Raw genomic sequence first — 21,596 nt, 5'->3', positions numbered from 1 at the left:
TCAATCCCTAAAATCAGCCAAATCACCAACGTAGCCAGACTTGCTTGCCCGCATTGCAATTGCCAAACAATCTGTAAAATGTGCTTCTCGCGAAAGAGTTGAAGTTGCCTGCTCCTTCATCAACATCTCGGCATCACTGATACATCCCATCAGCTCAACCTGCGCATCGCTTACACGATTCATTTCCGGGGCATCAGCAAGATGTCGGCCCGGGTTCCAGGTTCCGGTTTTCCACACCATCTCGTCATCACGATTCCGCCAGCTCCAGAACAGCGCAATATCAGTGAATGCCGCCTGCTGCTCTGGCGTCAGGACATGCTCAAGTAACGAGGGAAATACGCGATTGTCGTAGTAGCGCAGTAAGCCGGTTTGTTCTTCCCAGTGAACCTGTGAAAGAGCCTGCAAATGGCTACTCAGCAGGTCGAATGCCAGTGGCGATATCAGCAAGGTCAAACGCGGCGTCGTGGAAAAGTGCTCAATCAGCTGTTCCAGCCAGCGCTGGTGGCTGCTGACGTTAAAATGCAATCGCATCACCAGCGGTGAATACTCTGGCGTTGCCGCTTCCGGCGTATTTTCAAACAGCTCAAACCAGCGTAACGGCGGGTTAATCTGGTTCAGTGCCTGCTGCAGCGGCTGTGCTGTGCCCGCCTGATCAACCAGCACATCGAGATAATCCTGCCCGGCAGTTGCGCAAAGCGCGGTGGCCTGTTTCAACCATGCTGTGCCATTATTCATGTCCGTCATGGTTATCCCCTTGGCGCGAAAGCCAGCGCGGCTTCCTGCGCCTTTTTCAGGCACTCTTTGCACACGGATTTAGGCAAATCTGGCAGCGCTGTTTCTTCACTGGCAGGAGAATTCCAGGCATGGATGCCACGGATGCTGGTTTTACCCGGTGAATGAATTTGGATATCACCCTGCGGCGTAATCCTGATGGTTGCGCCGCCGCAACCCAGCACAATGCCGTTTTTCGCGGTTAGACGCAGTTCACCCTGAACGGTTTGCACGCTGATATCTTTCATCGCCGTCAGTCCCAGGGTATCGCCGTGCGATTCCACCGTCAGTGGGCCTTGCCCCGATACCATGCGAATCCCTTCCTGTTGTGACAACAAAGAAATCGCCTGGCTGGCGTTGACCTGAATGCGTTTGCCGCTGGCAATGCTGGTTTCCGTCTGGCTTTGCAGATGCAGAGTACTGCCTGAGTTGAGCAGGATACTTTTGGGGCTGACAACGCCAATCCCTTCCGGTGCACTCAGCAACATGGTAGGGGATGTGAGCTGGTCGACGGCGGCCAGATAAGCCCTGAGATGCGTGGCATCAGGCTGGAGGTTATGGTGAGACTGAGTGATCGACTGCCAGTCGCTCATCTGGCTGATCGCACCTTTGACCAGGCTTACTGCAGATGTCATTTCCAGTACCGGCCCGGCCGCAGTGGTCTGCGCATCTGCCGTCAGGAAAAGGCCCTTACCGGCTCGCAGCGTTCCGGTGCTGTCGGTGCGCAGTTCAAATCCTTCGCCGCGCTTGCTACGAGAACTGTCGACAATGTGGCCGAGTGAGAGCTGACTCTTACCGCCAAATTCCGTCGACAGTTTGACATGCTCATATCCACGGCGATCCTCAAATCGGAGTTTGTTATTCGCCGGAGTTCTCAGCACATTGCGTTGATAGTTATAGAGATTGACATGGTCTTCATGGCGAGAGTCATGTACCGAGCACAGAATATAAGGTCTGTCAGGATCGCCGTTGGTGAAGGCAATCATCACCTGTGTTCCGGCTATCAGCGGAAAGTGCCAGCCGTAGACATTGCCTGCATAGGGTTTCGCCAGCCGCACCGGTACGCTTTCAAAACCAGACTGCCAGGCTTCGTTTAGATCGAACTGAAAACGCACCCGATAGCGGCCATGTTCATCAAGTTCTGCATATTGCGCATTTTCTACCGGGCTGGTGACGCGAGCCAGCAGCGTGCCTGCAATGTGCGGCCAGCTTTTCAACGGTGGGCGATAACTGCTTTGCGTGCGAACGGGCACAGCGGTAAAGCGAATTACATAGGCGGTATCGCGCGAAATACGGATTGATGAAGTGGACACCACCAGCAGGCCATCCGGCGCATCCGGCCACGCTTTACCCTGTGGCGAGATCACCATGCCCGGACGGATATCCATGCCGTTGCTCATACCGTCGAAAGTGACCTGCTCGGTTATCAGGCGTTCCTGACGGCGTTTGACAAACCATTGTCCCTGTTCAGGCAGAGCCTGGTACTGCTTGCCCAGCGACTGATAGTTTTCACCGTAGCGATATAGCTCTCCCGTAAGCGCAGGTTTATCAGGATCAGTTTCCGCCCGCGCCTGCATGTCATTTTGTGCATTGCAGTAATACTCATCGTTGAGCCGTGTGCTAGCTGCAACGGATTGGCGATTGACTGAAATATCCCAGAGTGATTCCTGGCCGCCATCAAATAACCCTGACGGATGGCGAAAGACGATGCTTTGCTCAGCACCATAGGCCTGCGCGCTGTCACCCAGTACCAGCACATCGCGATGATTTTCTTCATCCCAGGTGAAGTAATAAAAGACACCAATGCGCGAAAGATGACGCTCAATAAAGGCGAGATCGCTCTCGGCATATGAGATATAGAAATCGCGAATTGGATACTGCGTATTTAGGCGAAAGTGATAATCCAGCGAGGAATATTCCCAGCGTTTGAGGATATCCTCTACCGCACCCGGTACGCTTTTATGCTGGTAAACGGCATAGGTCAGGCTGTTTTTTAGCAGCGCAAGGCGCGATTCCAGCGTGACCACATAACGTGTTTGGTCAGCAGAGGATTCGCACTGCTGGAAAGCGGTCACTACACCGCGCAAAATGCGGGGTTCCACTGACTGCCAGGGTTGGCCATCAGGATAAAACAATAGCTGGGCCGTGCTGTTAATCAGAATATCGGCGGGAATATCGCGTGTAGCGCTGGTGAGTTCAATGCTGTACTTCCACGGCGAATTCAATGCCTCTTCACCGCTAAAACGCAGCACCGACAACAGGATATCGGGACGCTGACTTTTCAACGTCTGGATGCTCAGTTGATAGTGGTTATATACCGGCGTCTTGCCACCCGGAATAACAAAATCCCTTTTGCCCATTTACAGATTCCTTCCTGAAATTTGTTTGCCCGAAGCCTACCCTTTGACTAACAGATATTGCAGATGACCTTTCATGATGAAAGTGGCGACAATAATGGCAACCAGCACACTGCTGCGAATAAGCCAGGGAGAGCGTTGCCAGAAAAATGTTTTATGCTTTGAGCGCTGGATAATTATTGCTGAGTCGGCAGAGCCAATCTGTTTCGGCAACCGCGCTTTTAGCTGCTGCATTAGCGACTGGCGCTCCTCATCGTCTTCCGTTCGGTATTTCCCGGCATAACCAAAATGCAGCATTCTGTAGTAACAGCTAACGGCGGCTTCAGCTGCTTCAGGTTCACGAAGCAGTTTTTGGATGCGTTCGTAGAAATGCTCACCACCATTGAGGTGCCCGAGAAAGTGTCCCTGCAAAGGTGTGCGTTTCCACCAGGCAGAGATATCAGTTTCAGGAATGGTCATGATCAGTTCGTCGAGAAACACGCAGTGCACAAATTTGATCTCTTCGCAGAGAGAAGCTGGTGCTCCCGCTGTAGTGAGTTGATCCTGAACCTGTTGAATCATATTGAAGCAACGCTGGTAGAGCGCATCATCAATCGTGATCGATTGCCCATTGCGGACCGCGAGCGCTAATAGCCAGGTATCCTGCATCAGCGCATCGAGAGTATTGGCTGTAATATTGTGTTGTGAAAACGTCATGGGTACCTTCCTGGTAACGCCTGAACATTGTTAATCCATTAACCCAATTACCGATTTCAATTGGGGAGTTGTTATTGCCACGCTGCTTACTTAGCCGACCAAAGGTGGACTATCTGCCTTAGAAGAACGGCCTCTACATTTAAACGGTACTGATGATATTACATTGAGTGATAGTTGATCAAACTGACAATTTGAGTTTGTGAAACAAGATTCCAATTATCTACCAGGTTTTACACTCGATATTAAAAAGAGCCTTAACGCGATTCGGTTACTGCGAGTTTTTATTTTAAGTATTGATTTATTTATAATTAATAACGAAGGGGCGCTGTTCTGTGTAAGTAATCATGCGGTGCAATGATGTGAATGCTAATGATGAAAATAACGATCGATGAAACGTGATTACGCTAACAGTTTTGGGAGGTTAGGGGACATTGTCCAGGTCGATGAGGTCCATTAATCATTTAAGGGGTTGAGGCAGGTTTGCATCGCTGAAGTTAGCTGGAAATCATCGCGGCAATAAACGCCATTGAACCACTGATAAATATTACTGCCGTTTGAATTAGTTCTTTTTAAGCATCAACCTCTCAATCAACTCATCCAACCCGCTTTCAACCAGCATCTCCACCGCATCACTTCTTGTCGTTTCACTCAGTCTTACAACCTGGTCGATCTTCCTCAAAACAGACATGCGCAACGACAGCGACACCGCTTTCTTTTTCTCTTTATCCAGAAATACCCGGCTGACGGTTTCGCTTTGTTGCAGTTCGGCATTGAGTTTGAGGGCTTCATTAATATGGCGCAGGCTTTTCTTATCCAGCTTGCCGGGTTCGGTCAATTGGTAGCAGTGGGTGAGGCGGCTGTATTTGATCTCCGCAGACCAGGATTCACGTAGCTCTTTTAGCGCGCGCGTCAGCGTGGGTTCGGAGCAGTCGAGCGAGGCGAGAATGCGGCTGGATGCGACCGGTTTGCCGCTGCTGAGCAGTGAGGCGAGCATGAATACGCGTGTCTGTCGGGTACTGAGTTGCATGGTCGATTGAGGCCTGCGTTAATGATCAATGGTCTGTATCGCCCTCCTGGCAAACGGTTTTCGACAGTATCAGAGGGTATTTAAATATCAGGTAAATAGGGTCAGAAAATTCCTGCGTTTGGTTTTTGGTTTGGTGGTAACGCGGTGGGCATGAATGCCCACCCGACGGGTTTGTCAGGTTACCAACATCAATGCGCCGTCAGCGCGAGCATCGGGTGCGATGCCGTATTCCTGCGCGCGGGCCAGAATAGCGGCGGCCCAGCGGCGATGCGTCGCCGGTTCACACATCGCGCCCTGCGATTTAAATACCGCCTGGCTTGAGTTGAGGATGCGGAAGGCATCCGCCTGATCGCTGGCGGAAACCATCAGCATGTCCTGAATCTTGCCAATCTGGCTCGGGTGAATGGCGGTTTTGCCCACTAAGCCGTGCGCGATATCCTGCGCCAGTTCCTGATCCATAATCTGTTGATCGTCGATGTGCTCGCACACCGGTGCGGTCAGCGCAAAATCCCGCGACGCGAACACCGCCACCAGCATTTTAATGGTGTAACCCATCGGGCTGTCATACAGCGTGAAGTGGCGCGAGCGACGCAAAGACAGCACATTCATCAAGTCGTTACCGCCGATGCGCAGGGCGATCACGCGCTCGCGGCAAGCATGGTTTTGCAGCGTGAGGGCCAGCTCGCGCATTGCCACCACGTCGAACACCTCTTCGGTTTCCAGCGTCGGCATCATGCACAGATGGCTCGGTTCGAGAATCTGCCACCACAGCGGCATGGAGTCGGCGGTGAATTTCGGCAACACAAAGCCGTCTATCGCGCTGAGGTTGAGGTTTTCCACCAGCCACGCGCCCATCTCGCTGTTACGTGGACGGATAAACACCAGCGGCCACTGCGTGTTGCCATTGGCGCGCTGTTCGGCATTCAACACCTGCAGGATTTGCTGGAGATTGTGCAGCGCCTGCGGCAAATCCGCATCACTGACCGCATCTTCCAGGCAGATCACCAGCGAGCGCAGGCCACTGATTTTGTTGTGCAGAATGGCATCGACGATATCGCTGCGCACCGCCGGCATATACAGCGTCGCGCCCAAACGCCACGGAGAGAGTCGGCTGTTCATCACAGCACCTTTTTGATTATCGTCACGGCGCGGTATTGCCCAAGGTCGGCACCCGCTTCTGTGATGGTCAGCCCTTTTTGTTGGGCAAGATAGACCAGCAACGCCACGTCAGGATCGTCCACCGAACGGACCAGCACCTGATCCGGCACGCGACGCAGCACGGCGCGCGTGGCTTCGGCGATACCCGGCTTAATGCGGTTGATGCTGTTCACCTGATAACGCGCCGCCAGCATGGCGATCACCGCTTCACTTTGCGCCACCAGCTGCTGTTGATGTTGCGGATCCTGCTGGCACGCGGGCAGGGCGCTGACATCCAGCGATCGCGCATATTCCGCCACGGTGTTCACCAGCTGCTGGCTGCAATCGTATTGCGCCAGATGGTCGCACTGCACGCAGCCGTGCAAGCCCGCTTCAGACCACAACGAGCGCGAGATCAATCCTGAAACCGGCGCGCCCATAATACCAAACGGGATCAGCCAGTCATCATCGCTGGCCGAAAGCCACGCCCGACCGCAAGGATCGGCCAGCACCACTAAGAGCGGTTGCGCCGGATAGCCAGGACGATGTTCGAGGCTGCGAATCAGCTCGCCGGTGATGGCGCCTTTGCCGGTCCAGCCATCAACGAACACAATGCCTGCGGTGCCGTGGCGCGCTTCGATGATCTCCAGCGCAGCCTCATCAATCCCGCGATCGCGGATGATGCTGATGCCGTAATGGTACGATTCGCGGCCCATCGCGCGCAGCGCCTGTTGCAGCATCACGCCGAGCGGCACACCCGCGCGTACCAGGCTTACTAGCACAATCGGCATGTCGCCAAACTGGTGTACCAGCGTCCGCGCCAGCATGGTGACTTCTTTCGCCAGGCGTCCGGCACCTGCGTCAAGCGCGCGGGAAAACAGCTCAAGGTGCCAGCGCGTCGGTTCCGGTTCCTGGCTCAACATCTCGGAATAGTGGCGCGCGCCGGATTGGATCAGCTGCTCTTTTTGCTCCACCGGCGTCATGTCGATCTCGACCGGCTTGAGCAGGAATTCGACGTCGCCGGCTTGGTACGATCCAGAGAAAGGCAGGTTATTCACCATCTGATTGTTCTCCGAATAGGGATTGGTTGATGCGTTCGGCAAACTGGCTTTGACGCGGAATGCCGTACCAGCTGCACAGCTTCATAAAGCGATGATCGCTGAGGCTGTCGCCGAGGCCAATCACCGGGAAAACGCCGCGCTCGCTGCGTAATTTTTCCAGCAGGTAGCTGACGGCTAAGCCTTTTTCCACCACGTTCGGCAGCCACGCGACGTTGTTGCTGTTGCGATGGATGTAATAGCCGGCGGTGGGGAAGCGTTGCTCGATTTCATCGGCGATGGCGTAAAGCTCCTCGAGGCGCGTGCTGTCGCGGTGCTTCATCACCAGATAGATCGGCGTGACGCCATATTCATAGTTAATGCGCGCCCAGCCGTTGATGTCACGCTCTGACATCAGGTCGGTGATCGCCTGCTGCATTGAGAGCAGCGCCGGGCCGTACGGCGTCAGTTTTTCCAGCATGTGCGCGCGCCATGCGGCATCTTCCTCACCTTGCGGATTGAGGATTACCGCGCCATGCGTGGTCACCGCCCACGAACGGAATGGGATCTGCACGCGCGCGATCTCTTCGGTGCCGCGTGCGGTGACCGGGATCAAATCGGCCTGCTCGATCATCCAGTCGACCAGCATCGACTGCTCTTCGGTCATAAAGCTGCGCGGCTGCAGGCTGAGATCGAGCGCGCCGGTGCGGAACGGCTCGAGATCCAGCTCGTCCACCATTTTGCGGCGCGTCTGAAATAGCGTGTCGTCGAGGTCGGAAAAAATTACCGGTTTATTCATAGCTGATCACCTCCACCTGCGGCGCTACCCTGGCCAGTGCCGTGGTTAACAGCGGATCCACGCTGTCGATCGGCGTTTCGATGCACAGCAAAATGCGGTCAAACTGCTGATGCGCCACGTTGTAAACGAAGTTGGCGATGCCGAGACCGTAGTTATCACCGAAGGCGATAGCCGATTCGATGGCAAATCCAGCAGCGATCGGCGAGCGCGTGGTGGAGCTGTATTTCACCTCGGCGCCTTGTGCTGCCAGGCGTTCGGCCAGCAGGAAGGGTTCCCAGACAAATTCGCTGCTGCCGAGCACGAGGATTTTTTCTCCCGGCTGCGCCTGAATCGCACGGCCAAAATCGCTCGCTGGCGCTTCCATGCCGAGTCGGCCCCAGCTTTGTTTGCCGGTGATTGGCACGGTGGCGGCATCGTTGAGCGCCACCGCGGGCATCGGCGGTAGCGCGGCGTCAGGATCCTGCTGCCAGTGCCAGTCGCCTTGCACCAGCGACACGCTGCGCACCGGCACCGGACAGCGCGCGGGTAGCGCATCGCCGCTCCAGTCGGTGAGCGTAACGGCGATAACCTGCTCGATCTGTTTTAAGCCGCCGTCGTTGCGCAGCGCGTCGAGCAGGTTAATGAAGGTGTTGCCGGTGGTCGCTTCGTCATCAATCATCACCAGCGTGCGCGCGTTAAGCACGCGCTGGCGCAGCTGCGCATCGTCGGGCAGATAGATCAGGTGATCGGTAGCGTGGCTGTGATTCTCTTTAAACTCGCACAGCAAATCCGCCTGCTGCGGATGGCGCGTCGAGGTGAGATACACCGGTTCGCTCACGCGCTGGCGCACTTCATCAAATACGCCTGCGCCCAGGCCAACGGCGGTTTCGGCCATGCCGATAAACAGTACCGGACCGTCAGAAAGCGGCGGAAACTGTTCAGCCAGCTGGCGATAAACGGCGCGCATTTTCTCCGGCGCGACCGGAATGTGGCGGCCAAGTACTTTACTGACGAACAGAAAAGCGCGCTTGGGATTGCGGCGCTCGGCGATCTCAAACAGATCGTCGATGGCGCTGATGCCGCCGGTTGGCGTGACACTCAGCGTGCCGCATGAAAGCGTCCTGCTCCAAAGTGTGGTCATGGATAATTCCTCATTGAACCTGGTTGGACAGGACGGGGTTGTACGCCACCACGTCGCTCAGCGCGCGGACGGTTGCTGGCGTGAAGTCGCGGCGGGCATCGTCGATCACCTGCTGCTGACTGATCAAGCCTAGCTGGCGCAGGGCAAACAAGCCGGGAAGATTTACGCCGCTGAAACGGGTGTAACCAATGCCGCCGGAAGGGCGCATATTGATCTCCAGTAATAGCGGTTTGCCGCTGGCATCATTGCGCGTCTGCACGTTAATCAATCCATCTGCGCCCATCGCGGCGGCGCAGGCTTGCGCCAGCTCAAAGGCTTCGCCGCTGTTCTCCAGATACTGCAGCGCACCTTCTTTGCGGCGCGCCACGGCGGCCAGTACCTTGCCGTTTTCCGCCAGCATATCAACCGAGTATTCCGGGCCCGGCAGATACGGCATCAGCACCAGCGGTTCCATGCTGTCGGCGGCTTCCAACGCCTGTAAGTAATATTCGGCTTTCACCCGGCGCGCATCCGGATGGGTAAACGCCGCCATCGGCGAGACGCTTTCATCAAACTGCCAGAATCCCATGCCATAAATACCGGTAACCGGCTTAACGCACAGCGGCAAATCGCCAAAGGGTTTGCGGGCGATCAACTCGCGCAACTGTACGGGTGAATCAATGCGCAGTGAAGGCACCACCGGCAAATTCAGGCTTTTCATATGGTGGGCAAACGCGACTTTGTCATCGGCCAGATCCAGCATCGCGACATCGCGTGCGCCGGTGGTTAAGCGCGTACCGCTGGCTTCGATAGCGGCGCGATGGGCTTCAAACCAATGCGCATGTCGACCGGTATGGATCGCCTGAATGGCGTATTTTTTTACTGTAGAAAGAATAAATTCGAGGCGCTGATTAATATCATTAGGTTCAATTAATGCATGATCCGCCAGAGAAAGTATTTCATTACGCGATTGGCGATGTGATGCATAAATCGACACGTTGTAATTATGTTTTTTAGCTGTAGATTTAATGCCATTAATTATATCGCGTTGGGAGGATAAACCTTCCATTAGCCAAATTTTGTAAGACATTTCTAATTATTTCCGCAAGAGGCTGGTGGCTGGGTTATGACTGGCGAGTTTATTTCTCACCTCGAAACGAGTCAATCATAATATGATTTTTTACCCTAACGTAACCTTATGAATTTTAATGTAAAGAATTGTCATGTTTAGTGTGTTGTCTCTTTGGGTTGGATTCTCTTAAGTTGTTCTTCTGCAACGCTTTATTGTGTTTCATAAAATTGCTGTGAAAATTAATGCTGAACATGAATATCATCATGATATGATTTCGCCCTCATGGAATTTGATGCAAAAACAAAACCCTTTTCAAACCTGTTTGAAGGAATTATGACATGGTTTCATTAAGCAAGAATCAGACGGTCTCACTCAGCAAACAAACCGCTTCGCTGAATAAATTACATTTCGGCTTAGGCTGGGATCCAATTAAAAAGAAAGGCTTGTTAGGCAAGCTATTTGGCGGCGGCGGAGATTCCATCGATCTCGATGCCAGCTGCGTATTATTGGATCAATCCGGTAATGCCATTGATACCATCTGGTTCCGCGCATTAACCTCCAAATGTGGTGCGGTGAAACACAGCGGCGATAACCGTACCGGCGAAGGCGATGGCGACGATGAAGTGATCAACGTCGAGTTGTCACGTCTGCCCGCCAACGTTGAGTATCTGGCGTTTACCGTGAACAGCTTCCAGGGCCAAACATTCAACGAAGTGGAAAATGCCTTCTGCCGCGTGGTTGATCAAAACGGCAAAGAGCTGGCGCGCTATGAGCTGACTGAGCAAGGTAGCCATACCGGCATCGTGATTGCTTCGCTGCACCGCAACGGCGGATTGTGGGACTTCACGGCGCATGGCCGCGCGAGCGCCGGTCGTACCATCGATGCGATGCAAAACGACATCGTTGCCGCAGTGGTGCGCTAATGAATATGACGCCGGGGAGCAATGCTCCCGTTCCTGCAAATCTGCTGACGGTGCGCGTGCTCGCTGGCGCCGCCGTTGATGCTTCCGCCTTTCGTCTGTTCGCCAGCGGCAAAGTGAATGGCGATGCCGATATGGTGTTCTATGGTCAGCCGGATAACGATGACCGTACCATCAGCCTGAAAAGCGAAGGGCACAACTCCGCCTTTTCTGTCGATCTCACTCGCTTGCGCCCCGACGTGCAGAAAGTGGCCTTCACCGTCACCTGTGACGGCGGCCGCAACGTATCGGGCTTGCAACGTCTGGCGATTCAGGTGGAGCAGGGCGGCAACGTGCTGCTGAGCGGTAACGTGGAGCTGGTGGGACGTCAGGAAGCGGCATTGATCCTCGGCGAACTTTATCGTCGCAACAATGAGTGGAAATTCCGCTTTATTGCGCAGGGTTTCAACGGCGGCTTGCAGCCGCTGGCGGAACATTTTGGTGTGGATATAGCGGAACCTGCGCCTGCATCAACGCCTGCACCTGCACCACAGGCGGCACCGACGCCGGCGCCAGCAAAAATCAATCTGAGCAAAGTTTCTCTCACCAAAGAGAAGCCTGCCATCAGCCTGACCAAGCGCGATAACTTCGGTGAGATCCGCATCAATCTAAACTGGCACCGTGAAACGAATAGCGGTGGCGGCGGATTGCGCGGATTGTTCGGCGGCAACAAGGGCGTGGATCTCGATCTCGGTGCCTTCGTTGAGCTGCAAGACGGCTCGCGTGGTGTGATTCAGGCGCTGGGCGGCAATTTTGGCGCCATGCATGCCAAACCTTTCGTACACTTGCAGGGCGACGATCGCACCGGCGAAGTGACCGATGGCGAATGGCTGCACATCAACGGTCGCGAATGGAGTCAGATTCGCGAAGTGTTGGTTTTCGCCTTCATCTATCAAGGTGCGGCGAGCTGGGACAAAACGGATGGCGTAGTGACGCTGCACATTCCAGACCAGCCACCGATTGAAACGCGTATGACGGAAGGAGAGAATCGCCGCAACATGTGTGCGATTGCTCGCCTGGTCAATGAGAACGGCAGTATCCGCGTCGAGCGTATCAATCAGTTCTTTAACGGGCATTCCGATATGGATAAAGCTTTCGGTTGGGGATTCAACTGGCGAGCCGGTTCCAAATAATTTCAGACAGAGGATTCACTATGAGCTTTTTCAACAAGGTTAAAGGCGCATTTAATTCCGGCCGCGATGAATTAACCAAACAGGTTAGCCGCTTTAAAAATAAGAAATTTATGCAAGGTACGGTGGCGGTTTGCGCACGCATTGCGGTCGCAGACGGCGGCGTGAGCGCGGAAGAGAAGCAGAAGATGATCGGTTTTCTGCGCGCCTCCGAAGAGTTGAAAGTCTTTGATACCAATGAAGTGATTGAGTTCTTCAACAAGCTGGTGAGCAGCTTTGATTTCGATCTGGAAATCGGCAAGGGCGAAACCATGAAGCACATCATGGCGTTGAAAGATCAGCCGGAAGCCGCACAGTTGGCGATCCGCGTAGGTATTGCTGTCGGTAAGAGTGATGGTGATTTTGATGCTGACGAGCAGAAAGCGGTGCGCGAAATAGCCGTCGCTTTGGGCTTTGATCCAGCAATATTTGGTCTGTAATTTTTTATCTTTTAAGGGTTCATCATGGTGTCTACGCACATTGGCTTCCCAACTGAAACAGTCGCGGTTTTCATCGCGCTGTCGGTGGGCGCTATTTTTATCGACCTGTTCATGCACCGCGGCGACAAGCCGATTTCGCTGAAAAGCGCGGCGCTGTGGTCGGTGTTCTGGGTGGCGGTGGCGATGGGTTTCGCCGGCTTCCTCTATATTCATCACGGCGCTGAAGTTGCCAGCCTGTTCGTCACCGGTTACGCGCTGGAGAAAGTGCTCTCCGTCGATAACCTGTTCGTCATGATGGCGATCTTCTCGTGGTTTGCTGTTCCGGACCGCTACCGTCACCGCGTGCTCTATTGGGGCATCATCGGTGCCATCGTCTTCCGTGGCATCTTCGTGGCCATCGGTACCGGCTTGCTGAGCCTCGGTCCGTACGTCGAAATCGTGTTTGCGCTGATCGTAGCGTGGACGGCGGTGATGATGCTGAAAAGCGGGGACGACAGCGACGAGATCGAAGATTACTCGCAGCACCTTGCCTATCGCATGGTGAAGCGCTTCTTCCCAATCTGGCCAAAAATGCGCGGTAACGCCTTCCTGCTGAATCAGAAGGAAGTTGATGAAGAGCTGCAGAAGCCAGAAAACAAAGACGTAGCGATTGGTCGCGGCAAGAAAGCGGCGCTGTATGCCACGCCGTTGATGCTGTGTGTGGCGGTGGTTGAACTCTCTGACGTGATGTTCGCCTTTGACTCCGTGCCGGCGATTATCGCAGTAAGCCGTGAACCGCTGATCGTCTATAGCGCCATGATGTTCGCCATCCTCGGCTTGCGTACGCTGTACTTCGTACTTGAAGCATTGAAACAGTATCTGGTTCACCTCGAGAAAGCCGTTATCGTGCTGCTGTTCTTCATCGCGGTGAAACTGGGTCTGAATGCTACCGATCATATCTGGCATCACGGCTACAGCATCTCTGCTAGCGCCAGCCTGTTTGTGGTACTCGGCGTGTTGGCTGTCGGTATCGTACTCAGCGTGATGTTCCCCGGTAAACCCGAGGAAAAAGAAGAGAGCTGATCTTCTGCCCGTAATGTGTCTGAAAAATCATTAACCAAGAGGTAATTACAATGAGCGTTTCTCTTTCTAAAGGCGGTAACGTTTCGCTGAGCAAAGCGGCACCAACCATGAAAAACGTCCTCGTTGGCCTTGGCTGGGATGCACGTTCCACCGATGGTCAGGACTTTGACCTTGATGCGTCAGCGTTCTTGCTGTCCGCCAGCGGCAAAGTCCGTGGCGATGCTGACTTCATTTTCTATAACAACCTGGTCTCTTCCGACGGTTCTGTTTCGCACACCGGTGACAACCGTACCGGTGCCGGCGATGGCGATGATGAATCGCTGAAAATCAAACTGGACCTGATTCCAGCCGACGTCGACAAGATCGTGTTTGTGGTTACCATCCATGATGCGCAGACCCGTCGTCAGAGCTTTGGTCAGGTTTCCGGCGCGTTTATCCGCCTGGTGAACGATGACGATCGCAGTGAAGTGGCGCGTTACGATTTGACCGAAGATGCCTCCACCGAAACCGCGATGCTGTTTGGTGAGCTGTACCGTAACGGTACCGAGTGGAAATTCCGCGCGGTAGGCCAGGGGTATGCCGGCGGCCTCGCCTCGGTGTGTGCTCAGTACGGCATCAACGCATCTTAATTAACACGGGCAGCCACGTGCTGCCCGCATCATCCAATTAAAAGCAGGAGCTTTAAAATGGCAGTTTCTCTGGTAAAAGGCGGTAACGTTTCCCTGACTAAAGAAGCACCAACCATGAATGTTGCCATGGCGGGTCTGGGTTGGGATGCACGTGTAACAGATGGTCAGGACTTCGACCTCGATGCGTCAGTGTTTATGGTCGGTGACGACGGTAAAGTGCTGAGCGATGCCAGCTTCATCTTCTTCAACAACAAGCAGAGCGCTTGTGGTTCCGTTGAGCATCAGGGCGATAACCGCACCGGTGCCGGCGATGGCGATGACGAGCAGGTAAAAATTACCCTGTCTAAAGTACCGGCTGACGTGAAAAAGCTGGTCTTTGCGGTCACCATTTATGATGCAGAAGCGCGTAAGCAGAACTTTGGCATGGTGAGCAACAGCTTCATGCGTATCTTCAACAATGACAACGGCGCTGAAATCGCCCGTTTCGACCTGTCTGAAGATGCGTCTACTGAAACCGCGATGGTGTTCGGTGAGCTGTATCGCAACGGTGCTGAGTGGAAATTCAAAGCGGTTGGTCAGGGCTTCGCAGGCGGCCTGTCGGCGCTGGCTTCTCAGCACGGCGTGAGCGTCTGATTTAAAGCATTGCTAACAAAGCCCCGGCTGGTCCGGGGCTTTTTACTATTTAAATTGGTCGCCATGAATGGCGACCCTACGGATCCAGACGCAGCATGCGGAGTTTTTCCGTCGGTACGCGGCGTTTTTTCCAGGTTGGATGGAAATGACGCCAGTGTGGATCCTGAGCGGCGGCCAGTAATTCAAAATCACCGCGCGTATCGCCCCAGGCGCGCAGGTGATAGTTATGCAGCGGGCCGTAGACGCTTTCCAGTCGCTTAACCTTTTGCCCGCAGCGGCAGTTATGACCGGTAATCTTTCCGGTAAGAATGCCGTCCACCACTTCTAATTGGGTGCCGATCAGGTTGATGCCCAGACGCTCGGCGAACGGTTCTAATACCATCGCAGGCGAGGCGGAACAGATGGTCACTTCCGCGCTGGAGTTCACTTCAGCGGCAACCGCTAACAGTCCGGCTGGACGCATCAACTTGTTCCAGTTGGCCGCGCAGAACAGTTGCGCCTGCTGGCGAATCCATTGCTCCTCCACGCCGGTTAAAAAAGTGTGAATCAACACTTCTTTTAACTCATCACGCGTGAGCTTTTTACGCATGCAGCGCAGCGTTGGCAGTGCCAGTCGGGCAATTTTGCGTGCGAACGCACGTTTGCCAAAGCTGAAGCGCAGAAAGGGGATAAAGCTGTCGTGAATGGTCAGCGTGCCGTCGAAATCGAAGACTGACAGAACCTGATTTTCACGCGCTAAGGAGGATTCCATGGACATGTTGTTCTCTTTTGTCGCAAGCCGTAATCAATGCAACGATGATAGCAAATGGCGGGACGATATTCTCATGTGGGAATGCGGCTACCGATAAACGGTAGCCGTTTGAAACGCTTACTCGCGGATTTTGCCCTCTTCTTCGCGGGTTTTACCCTCTTCGATAAACTCTTCGTCGATCTCTTCTGAGTTCTCGCGGTTATCGCGACCGGAAAGCAGATTCCAGCAGGCAATAAACAGCGCGGCGATCAGCGGACCAATGACAAAGCCGTTGATGCCATACACTTCCATGCCGCCCAGCGTGGAGATCAGGATCAGATAGTCCGGCATTTTGGTGTCTTTACCGACCAGCAGCGGACGCAGGATGTTATCCACCAGGCCAACCACCACCACGAAGAAGCCAATCAGGAACAGGGCTTTCCAGATGGCGCTGGTGGCGAAGAAGAAGATGGTTGCCGGGACCCAAACAATCGCGGAACCGACCGCCGGAATCAGCGACAGGAATGCCATCAAGGTGCCCCACAGCAAACTGCCGTCGATGCCGGTGATCCAGAAGGCGATGCCACCCAGTACACCTTGCACCACTGCAACCACCACCGTGCCTTTAACTGTGGCACGTGAGACCGCTGCGAACTTCATCATCAGGTGATGTTTCACGTAGGTTGAAAGCGGCAGCGCTTCCAGAATCAAATTCACCAGCCAGGCGCCATCTTTCAATAGGAAGAACAGCAGATAGAGCATCACGCCAAAGCCAACGGTAAAGGTGAAGGTCCCTTTGCCGATCAGGAACACGCTGCCCGCCATGTACTGGCCGCCTTTCAGCGCAAAACCAGAGAGCTTCTGCTGAATCTCCTGCGCGTTGTTCAGGTTGTTATCGGCGAGATAGTTACGCGCCCACGAAGGCAGATGCTGCAGCAGATCGGCAAACACCGCCGGGAACTGTGCAGAGTTGTTCTGCAGCTTGGTGTACACCGTGTTGACTTCAACCACCATCGAAGAGGTGATCAGCGCCAGCGGCGTGAACACAATCAGGCAGATAATCAGCAGCGTGGCAAACGCAGCCAAACCGTTACGATCGCCCATTTTACGACGCAACAGCGACTTCAGCGGATGGAAGATCACCGCCAGAATCGCGGCCCAGAAAATGGCAGAAAAATACGGTGTCAGCACATCAAAAAAGGCGTAGGTGACAAGCGCCAAAATCACGATAAAGAAGCCTAAATTAAGTCCTTTAATACGCATTACAGTGTCTCGTTAGTAGATAAGGCGATTGAACTATAGAACGCCTAGCGGGGAATGTAATGTTTTTAGGGCAGATGGTTCGCTTAAGCGCCTGACAAGCGCAGACCAACGATGTCCCGATTTGTCCGTCTGATGTCTGTTCACTGGCTGGTGCAGCGGCATTATTACGGTGATGATGGTGGCTGAAACTCACCGGAGGAAATCATGCTGGAACTACGTCCTAACTGCGAATGCTGCGATAAAGATCTGCCGCCGGAGTCACTTGATGCGCGCATCTGTTCGTTTGAATGCACCTTCTGCGTTGCCTGCGCGGAAGGCGCGCTGGCGCAGCGCTGCCCTAATTGCAGCGGTGAACTGGTGCGTCGACCGATTCGTCCTGCTGCGGCGTTAGCGCGTCATCCGGCGTCCTCAACGCGCCATTTATCTTCGTCATGAGATAGTGAGCGTGCAAACGAATATTCTGCCCATGTAAACGTTTACCCTAAATAGTTTATCAGGCTGCCTCGTGATATTTAAACGTGACGAAAGTAGGGGAATTTTGAGCACGATAGTAATCACCGCCGTGTATTAATGTTGGTTATAAACAATTGGGGCCTAATAAGGAGCAGTGATTGTTAAATACTCATCGGGTTGCGCGTGCGGCGTGCTGATATTTAAAAGGTTTAAGAAGTTAATGGTGTTGTTTTTAAAGGGATATCCACCATTCTTGATAGCATGGATTAGCTGCTTTAATGCCTTGTTATTCTGTCTTTGCCGAATCTGGTCAGAGCACAGACCTTATTTATCCTGAAACAACGTTCCTAAAATAATATTTTTTCTGTCATTTAATTTTTGCGTATTTTTCTGAAAAATAGTCCTTTTCAAAAGAAGTTTTCAATTTTAAATGGTATTGTTTGCTGGCAATGCTAGTGATGTGGCGTTGTGTGCTTCAGTTTTACCCTCACTTTTGCAGGGTTTACCCCTTTATGCAATTTATGGAAATTGAATTATCCTCCCGATCCTTGCGATCGGGTTTTTCTTTATATTCCCCGCTTTCTCTCCAATAAACGCGCATGCGTGCGTTCGATCCAGTTAATGTCAGAAAATACACAATCGTTAAGAAAGTGATAATTTGACGTAATTTCCTGTAAGTATCCGGTTTTTAAGAGTTTTGGAAATGCTTTTCTGTCTCCATTTAATCAATAGTAATGCTCAACGGCACAGCAACCGCCGTTATCCCTGGAGGCAACACCATGAAAAAAACAACACTAAGTCTTATTGCGTCATTTATTGCATGCAGCACACTGTTTTCTAGCGTCTCTTGGGCAGACGGCCCAGGTGACCAGCGCTGGCAGTCGCACGGCGGCGACCAGCATCAGGACCATGGACGCGGCCCGGATCGTGGCGGCGACCGCGGACCGGATCGCGGTGATCATCACGACCGTGGCCACGATCACGATCGCGGACCTGGCCCGGATCGTCACGACCATTACGCTGACCATCGGATGCCGGAAGGACATCGTGGCGGCGACCGCTTTGCCTGGGGCGGCCATGACTTCCGTCGCGGCTATCCGGCACCGCCGGAGTTTCGGGGTCCGCACTATCGCGTAGATGACTGGCGCGACCGTGGTCTGTATGAGCCACCGCGCGGTGAACATTGGGCTTACATCGATGGCAATTACGTGCTGGTGGCCGCAGCAACTGGCATCATCACCGCGATTCTGCTCAACGGCGCGTTCAACTAATCTTCCCCAGCGGATGGCTTCGGCCATCCGTGTTTCTCTCCGCTTTATCCGCTCACCAGGTTATTCTCTCTACGACCCGTTTTTCCTTTCGATACGTTAAGGAGTGATGATGACCGTGGTAAAAATGGTGGCGGTGGATAAAGACGGCACCTTTCTCGACGACAATAAACAGTACAATCGCGCACGTTTTAACGCCTGCTATCAGGAGATGAAGCAGCGCGGCATCAAGTTTGTGGTAGCCAGCGGCAACCAGTATTACCAACTCAAATCCTTCTTCCCGGAGATCGCCAGCGAAATTGCCTTTGTGGCGGAGAACGGCGCGTGGATTATCGATCGTGACGAAGAGTTATTCTGCGGCGAGTTCTCCCGCCAGGATATTGATGCAGTGCTGGATACGCTGCACAACGGTAATTATCCCGAACTGCGCTACATCCTGTGCGGACGCGACAGCGCGTACTACTTCGAAGGCCTCGATGAAAAGTGGCTGGTGAAAATGCGTCACTACTGTCATCGGCTGAAGGCGATTCGCAGCCTCGATGACGTCGCGGGCGATAAGCTGTTCAAGTTCGCGCTGAATCTGTCGGATGATTATGTGGAACCGCTGATGGCGGACATTGAGCGTCTGCATCAGGGAGCGGCGGCCACGTCCAGCGGTCACGGATCGGTGGATTTGATTGTGCCCGGCAACCATAAAGGCCACGGCCTCGATCTGCTGGGCAAACGCTGGGGCATCGAACGCAGTGAAATTCTGGTGTTTGGCGATGGTGGTAACGATCTCGAAATGCTGCAGCAGTCTGGCTTCAGCTTTGCCATGGCGAACGCACCGCAGAAGGTCAAAGATGCGGCCCGCTTTGAAGCACCCAGCAATAACGACGAGGGCGTTTTACAGGTGATTGAGCAGATGCTGGCCGGCAAACCGCCGTTTGTCATTTAATTGTCATTTCTAGCTGAATTTATTCTTTGCTTTGCCGATATTCGATTGTGACGGAACGCACAATTCGCCGCTGAGCGGCACTTCTTATCTCAATCGTTAATGCAGTCGGTTAGAAAGGATAAATTATGTTGCCAACCCGTTTGGCTACCCGCATGACGCTGGGTGGCCTGCTATTACTGTGCGTCACAACCGCAGTGGTGTTCTCCGTTCTGTTGTTGCGCGGCCAACCGCGCGTCATCGAGGCCAGCCATACGCTGATTGAGCAGGCCGGTAGCAATCTGGTCAGCCAATTAAATCAGCAACTGGTGCGCATTGAAGGCGAAGCCGTCAGCATGGCGCGCCTTGCCGAAGTGTTGCCGCACGATGCTACGTTGTGGCAGCAAAGTTTCCCGCAAATCATCAATAGCAGCGGCAATAAAACCATTGCCGGTGGCGGCGTATGGCCGGAACCCGATGCTTTTAGCGCCGGTGTGCAGCGTCGCAGCTTCTTCTGGGCGCGGCAGAATGATGGCGCGCTGGCCTATTCCGATGACTACAACCTGCCTGCGGGCAACGGTTATCAACAGGAAAGCTGGTACAGCGCGGTGCGCAACGGGCCGCGCGATCGTTGCGGCTGGTCTGAGGTTTATCAGGATCCGGTATCCGGCGTGAAAATGGTGACCTGCAGCGTGCCGTACGCGGCGGGCGATCGTTTTGCCGGCGTGGCGACGCTGGATGTGCAACTGGATAATCTTGCGGGCTTTATGCAGCAGAAAGGGCAGGTGACGGGCGGTTATGCCTTTGCGCTCGATAGCGCGGGCAATCTGCTCTATTACCCAGGCCAGGATCTGAAATCGCTCACCACCTTAAGCAGCCTGGCGGGAAAATCCAGCTGGCTGGCGCCGCTGGCCGCACGTGTCGCTCAGTTAAAAGGCGATGGCAAGGTGTTGCAGCTGTCAGATTTCAATGACGACTACTTGCACACCAGCGCGCAGGTCACGCTGTTCCGCATGCCCGGCACCGGTTGGGTGATTGGCCTGGTGACACCTGAAAGTGCGGTTAGTGGCCTGGCACGTACCATGATGCGTGACATCTTTACCTTCCTGATCCCAGCGATGATCGTGCTGCTGCTGTTAACCTGGGCGTTTACCCAACGCATTGGTCAGCGCCTGAAAGCCACGCATGCGGCGCTGGATGAAATTGCCAATGGCGATGGCGATTTAACCCGTCGCCTGACCAAAAGTGGACGCGATGAGCTGGCGGATATCGCCGGTGCGTTCAACAGCTTTGTCGATAAGATCGCGGGCGTGATTACTCGCGTGCAGGGCAGCGGCGAAACGGTGGCGGCCAATGCATCAGGATTGGCGCACAGCAACACTGCGCTGTCAGAGAAAATTGCTGAGCAGGCTGCGGCGCTTGAGCAGAGCGCGGCGGCGATGGAGCAGCTCAACGCGACCGTGCAGCAAAACGCCGAAAATACCCGACTGGCTGATGCCGCCGCCGAACAGACCGCGCAGATTGCCCGCAGCAGCAGCGACGTGATGGGCGAAGTGGTAAGCACCATGGGCGCTATCCAATCCTCATCGCGCCGCGTGGCGGAGATCCTGACGGTGATCGATAGCATCGCGTTTCAAACCAACATCCTTGCGCTGAATGCGGCGGTGGAAGCAGCGCGCGCCGGTGAGCAGGGACGCGGATTTGCCGTGGTGGCCTCTGAAGTGCGCGCCTTAGCCCAGCGCAGCGCCACGGCGGCGCAGGAAATTAAAGCGCTGATTGCCGATTCCGACAGCAACGTATTGGCTGGCAGTAAGCTGGTGGAAGGCGCGGGGCAGCAGCTTTCGCAACTGGTCACCGACGTGCATAAAGTGAAGCAGGTGGTAAGCGAGATGCGCGTGGCCGGGGATGAGCAGAGCAAAGGTATCGCGGAAGTGACGCTGGCGGTATCGCAGATGGAGCGCGGTATTCAGCAAAACCTGATGCTGGTGACGCAAACCGCTGAAAATACCCAGGCGCTACGTGATGAAGCGGCGCAGTTGGCGCAAGAGATCGCAATGTTTAAAGTGGCTGAGCAGTAAAAAA

General features: G+C 54.2%; 21 protein-coding genes. 10 read left to right on the top strand and 11 right to left on the bottom strand.

The genetic code is table 11. The features are described from left to right. From PanJK_RS11040 to PanJK_RS11000, 9 genes are all read right to left on the bottom strand, one after another. Nucleotides 1-744: a DUF4123 domain-containing protein gene (locus tag PanJK_RS11040; protein WP_265299620.1), complete on the bottom strand. Its 744-nt coding sequence runs from the start codon at nt 742-744 to the stop codon at nt 1-3. A gap of 2 nt (nt 745-746) precedes the next feature. Further along, a complete protein-coding gene (locus tag PanJK_RS11035) occupies nt 747-3,131 on the bottom strand; it encodes a type VI secretion system Vgr family protein (protein ID WP_265299618.1) in 2,385 nt (794 codons plus the stop codon). Nucleotides 3,132-3,167: 36 nt separating this feature from the next. Then, nucleotides 3,168-3,824, bottom strand: coding sequence for a type VI secretion system protein TssL, short form (gene tssL / locus PanJK_RS11030; protein ID WP_265299616.1), 657 nt, complete (start codon nt 3,822-3,824; stop codon nt 3,168-3,170). Nucleotides 3,825-4,383: 559 nt separating this feature from the next. Then, a complete protein-coding gene (locus PanJK_RS11025) occupies nt 4,384-4,851 on the bottom strand; it encodes a hypothetical protein (RefSeq protein ID WP_008103765.1) in 468 nt (155 codons plus the stop codon). Between the two features lie 174 nt (nt 4,852-5,025). Further along, on the bottom strand, nt 5,026-5,970 hold the full coding sequence (locus tag PanJK_RS11020) for an HpcH/HpaI aldolase/citrate lyase family protein (RefSeq protein WP_265299613.1): 945 nt from the start codon (nt 5,968-5,970) through the stop codon (nt 5,026-5,028). Then, nucleotides 5,970-7,049 carry a cysteine protease StiP family protein gene (locus tag PanJK_RS11015; RefSeq protein ID WP_265299611.1) on the bottom strand — a complete coding sequence of 360 codons (1,080 nt, stop codon included), beginning with the start codon at nt 7,047-7,049 and terminating at the stop codon, nt 5,970-5,972. The genes PanJK_RS11020 and PanJK_RS11015 overlap by 1 nt, the downstream gene beginning before the upstream one ends. Next, complete coding sequence (locus tag PanJK_RS11010; protein WP_265299609.1) at nt 7,039-7,824, bottom strand: hypothetical protein; 786 nt, start codon at nt 7,822-7,824, stop codon at nt 7,039-7,041. The genes PanJK_RS11015 and PanJK_RS11010 overlap by 11 nt, the downstream gene beginning before the upstream one ends. Then, nucleotides 7,817-8,944, bottom strand: a complete 1,128-nt coding sequence (locus PanJK_RS11005; RefSeq protein ID WP_265299607.1) for a phosphoribosyltransferase domain-containing protein — start codon at nt 8,942-8,944, stop codon at nt 7,817-7,819. Before PanJK_RS11005 ends, PanJK_RS11010 begins: the two co-directional genes overlap by 8 nt. 10 nt (nt 8,945-8,954) lie before the next feature. Further along, complete coding sequence (locus tag PanJK_RS11000; protein WP_265299605.1) at nt 8,955-10,013, bottom strand: ATP-grasp domain-containing protein; 1,059 nt, start codon at nt 10,011-10,013, stop codon at nt 8,955-8,957. Nucleotides 10,014-10,333: 320 nt separating this feature from the next. Here PanJK_RS11000 and PanJK_RS10995 point away from each other — a divergent pair, with 320 nt between their 5' ends. The 6 genes from PanJK_RS10995 to PanJK_RS10970 are packed head-to-tail and all read left to right on the top strand — an operon-like array spanning nt 10,334 to nt 14,887. Beyond that, nucleotides 10,334-10,918, top strand: coding sequence for a TerD family protein (locus tag PanJK_RS10995; RefSeq protein WP_008103751.1), 585 nt, complete (start codon nt 10,334-10,336; stop codon nt 10,916-10,918). After that, entirely contained in the window at nt 10,918-12,087 is a 1,170-nt protein-coding gene (locus tag PanJK_RS10990; RefSeq protein ID WP_265299601.1) for a TerD family protein, read from the top strand. Before PanJK_RS10995 ends, PanJK_RS10990 begins: the two co-directional genes overlap by 1 nt. Nucleotides 12,088-12,107: 20 nt before the next feature. After that, entirely contained in the window at nt 12,108-12,563 is a 456-nt protein-coding gene (locus PanJK_RS10985; RefSeq protein WP_192236653.1) for a tellurite resistance TerB family protein, read from the top strand. A gap of 24 nt (nt 12,564-12,587) precedes the next feature. Further along, nucleotides 12,588-13,625: a TerC/Alx family metal homeostasis membrane protein gene (locus tag PanJK_RS10980; protein WP_008103746.1), complete on the top strand. Its 1,038-nt coding sequence runs from the start codon at nt 12,588-12,590 to the stop codon at nt 13,623-13,625. A gap of 50 nt (nt 13,626-13,675) precedes the next feature. Then, nucleotides 13,676-14,254, top strand: coding sequence for a TerD family protein (locus PanJK_RS10975; protein ID WP_061717414.1), 579 nt, complete (start codon nt 13,676-13,678; stop codon nt 14,252-14,254). Between the two features lie 57 nt (nt 14,255-14,311). Further along, nucleotides 14,312-14,887 (top strand): TerD family protein, encoded by a 576-nt coding sequence (locus PanJK_RS10970; RefSeq protein WP_008103742.1) that lies wholly within the window; start codon nt 14,312-14,314, stop codon nt 14,885-14,887. A 76-nt stretch (nt 14,888-14,963) separates the two neighbouring features. Here the strand turns inward: PanJK_RS10970 and PanJK_RS10965 are convergent, their stop codons facing one another. Together PanJK_RS10965 and PanJK_RS10960 are read right to left on the bottom strand one after the other, a co-directional pair. Continuing rightward, entirely contained in the window at nt 14,964-15,644 is a 681-nt protein-coding gene (locus PanJK_RS10965; protein ID WP_265299597.1) for an HAD family hydrolase, read from the bottom strand. Nucleotides 15,645-15,755: 111 nt separating this feature from the next. Next, on the bottom strand, nt 15,756-16,880 hold the full coding sequence (locus tag PanJK_RS10960) for an AI-2E family transporter (RefSeq protein WP_256695883.1): 1,125 nt from the start codon (nt 16,878-16,880) through the stop codon (nt 15,756-15,758). A 204-nt stretch (nt 16,881-17,084) separates the two neighbouring features. Here PanJK_RS10960 and PanJK_RS10955 point away from each other — a divergent pair, with 204 nt between their 5' ends. The 4 genes from PanJK_RS10955 (at nt 17,085) to PanJK_RS10940 (ending at nt 21,592) form a co-directional block, all read left to right on the top strand. After that, nucleotides 17,085-17,315 carry a DUF1272 domain-containing protein gene (locus PanJK_RS10955; protein ID WP_256695884.1) on the top strand — a complete coding sequence of 77 codons (231 nt, stop codon included), beginning with the start codon at nt 17,085-17,087 and terminating at the stop codon, nt 17,313-17,315. A gap of 797 nt (nt 17,316-18,112) precedes the next feature. Next, nucleotides 18,113-18,604, top strand: coding sequence for an RcnB family protein (locus tag PanJK_RS10950; protein WP_265299592.1), 492 nt, complete (start codon nt 18,113-18,115; stop codon nt 18,602-18,604). Between the two features lie 109 nt (nt 18,605-18,713). Then, nucleotides 18,714-19,538, top strand: a complete 825-nt coding sequence (locus PanJK_RS10945; RefSeq protein ID WP_265299590.1) for a Cof-type HAD-IIB family hydrolase — start codon at nt 18,714-18,716, stop codon at nt 19,536-19,538. Between the two features lie 125 nt (nt 19,539-19,663). Next, a complete protein-coding gene (locus tag PanJK_RS10940) occupies nt 19,664-21,592 on the top strand; it encodes a methyl-accepting chemotaxis protein (protein WP_265299588.1) in 1,929 nt (642 codons plus the stop codon). The last annotated feature ends 4 nt before the right edge of the window (nt 21,593-21,596 follow it).

Source organism: Pantoea sp. JK (genome assembly GCF_026130245.1).
GTDB lineage: Bacteria > Pseudomonadota > Gammaproteobacteria > Enterobacterales > Enterobacteriaceae > Pantoea > Pantoea trifolii.
This window is presented reverse-complemented; position numbering and strand designations above follow the sequence as displayed.

Excerpts from the sequence above, each read along its gene's own strand:
- PanJK_RS10990 (WP_265299601.1), top strand. The coding sequence starts at position 10,918 with ATGAATATGACGCCGGGGAGCAATGCTCCCGTTCCTGCAAATCTGCTG.
- PanJK_RS10945 (WP_265299590.1), top strand. The coding sequence starts at position 18,714 with ATGACCGTGGTAAAAATGGTGGCGGTGGATAAAGACGGCACCTTTCTC.
- PanJK_RS10995 (WP_008103751.1), top strand. The coding sequence starts at position 10,334 with ATGGTTTCATTAAGCAAGAATCAGACGGTCTCACTCAGCAAACAAACC.
- PanJK_RS10950 (WP_265299592.1), top strand. The coding sequence starts at position 18,113 with ATGAAAAAAACAACACTAAGTCTTATTGCGTCATTTATTGCATGCAGC.
- PanJK_RS11000 (WP_265299605.1), bottom strand. The coding sequence starts at position 10,013 with ATGTCTTACAAAATTTGGCTAATGGAAGGTTTATCCTCCCAACGCGAT.
- PanJK_RS10965 (WP_265299597.1), bottom strand. The coding sequence starts at position 15,644 with ATGTCCATGGAATCCTCCTTAGCGCGTGAAAATCAGGTTCTGTCAGTC.
- PanJK_RS11015 (WP_265299611.1), bottom strand. The coding sequence starts at position 7,049 with ATGGTGAATAACCTGCCTTTCTCTGGATCGTACCAAGCCGGCGACGTC.
- PanJK_RS10940 (WP_265299588.1), top strand. The coding sequence starts at position 19,664 with ATGTTGCCAACCCGTTTGGCTACCCGCATGACGCTGGGTGGCCTGCTA.
- tssL (WP_265299616.1), bottom strand. The coding sequence starts at position 3,824 with ATGACGTTTTCACAACACAATATTACAGCCAATACTCTCGATGCGCTG.
- PanJK_RS11005 (WP_265299607.1), bottom strand. The coding sequence starts at position 8,944 with ATGACCACACTTTGGAGCAGGACGCTTTCATGCGGCACGCTGAGTGTC.
- PanJK_RS11010 (WP_265299609.1), bottom strand. The coding sequence starts at position 7,824 with ATGAATAAACCGGTAATTTTTTCCGACCTCGACGACACGCTATTTCAG.
- PanJK_RS10970 (WP_008103742.1), top strand. The coding sequence starts at position 14,312 with ATGGCAGTTTCTCTGGTAAAAGGCGGTAACGTTTCCCTGACTAAAGAA.
- PanJK_RS11025 (WP_008103765.1), bottom strand. The coding sequence starts at position 4,851 with ATGCAACTCAGTACCCGACAGACACGCGTATTCATGCTCGCCTCACTG.
- PanJK_RS11035 (WP_265299618.1), bottom strand. The coding sequence starts at position 3,131 with ATGGGCAAAAGGGATTTTGTTATTCCGGGTGGCAAGACGCCGGTATAT.
- PanJK_RS11040 (WP_265299620.1), bottom strand. The coding sequence starts at position 744 with ATGACGGACATGAATAATGGCACAGCATGGTTGAAACAGGCCACCGCG.
- PanJK_RS10955 (WP_256695884.1), top strand. The coding sequence starts at position 17,085 with ATGCTGGAACTACGTCCTAACTGCGAATGCTGCGATAAAGATCTGCCG.
- PanJK_RS10985 (WP_192236653.1), top strand. The coding sequence starts at position 12,108 with ATGAGCTTTTTCAACAAGGTTAAAGGCGCATTTAATTCCGGCCGCGAT.
- PanJK_RS11020 (WP_265299613.1), bottom strand. The coding sequence starts at position 5,970 with ATGAACAGCCGACTCTCTCCGTGGCGTTTGGGCGCGACGCTGTATATG.
- PanJK_RS10975 (WP_061717414.1), top strand. The coding sequence starts at position 13,676 with ATGAGCGTTTCTCTTTCTAAAGGCGGTAACGTTTCGCTGAGCAAAGCG.
- PanJK_RS10960 (WP_256695883.1), bottom strand. The coding sequence starts at position 16,880 with ATGCGTATTAAAGGACTTAATTTAGGCTTCTTTATCGTGATTTTGGCG.
- PanJK_RS10980 (WP_008103746.1), top strand. The coding sequence starts at position 12,588 with ATGGTGTCTACGCACATTGGCTTCCCAACTGAAACAGTCGCGGTTTTC.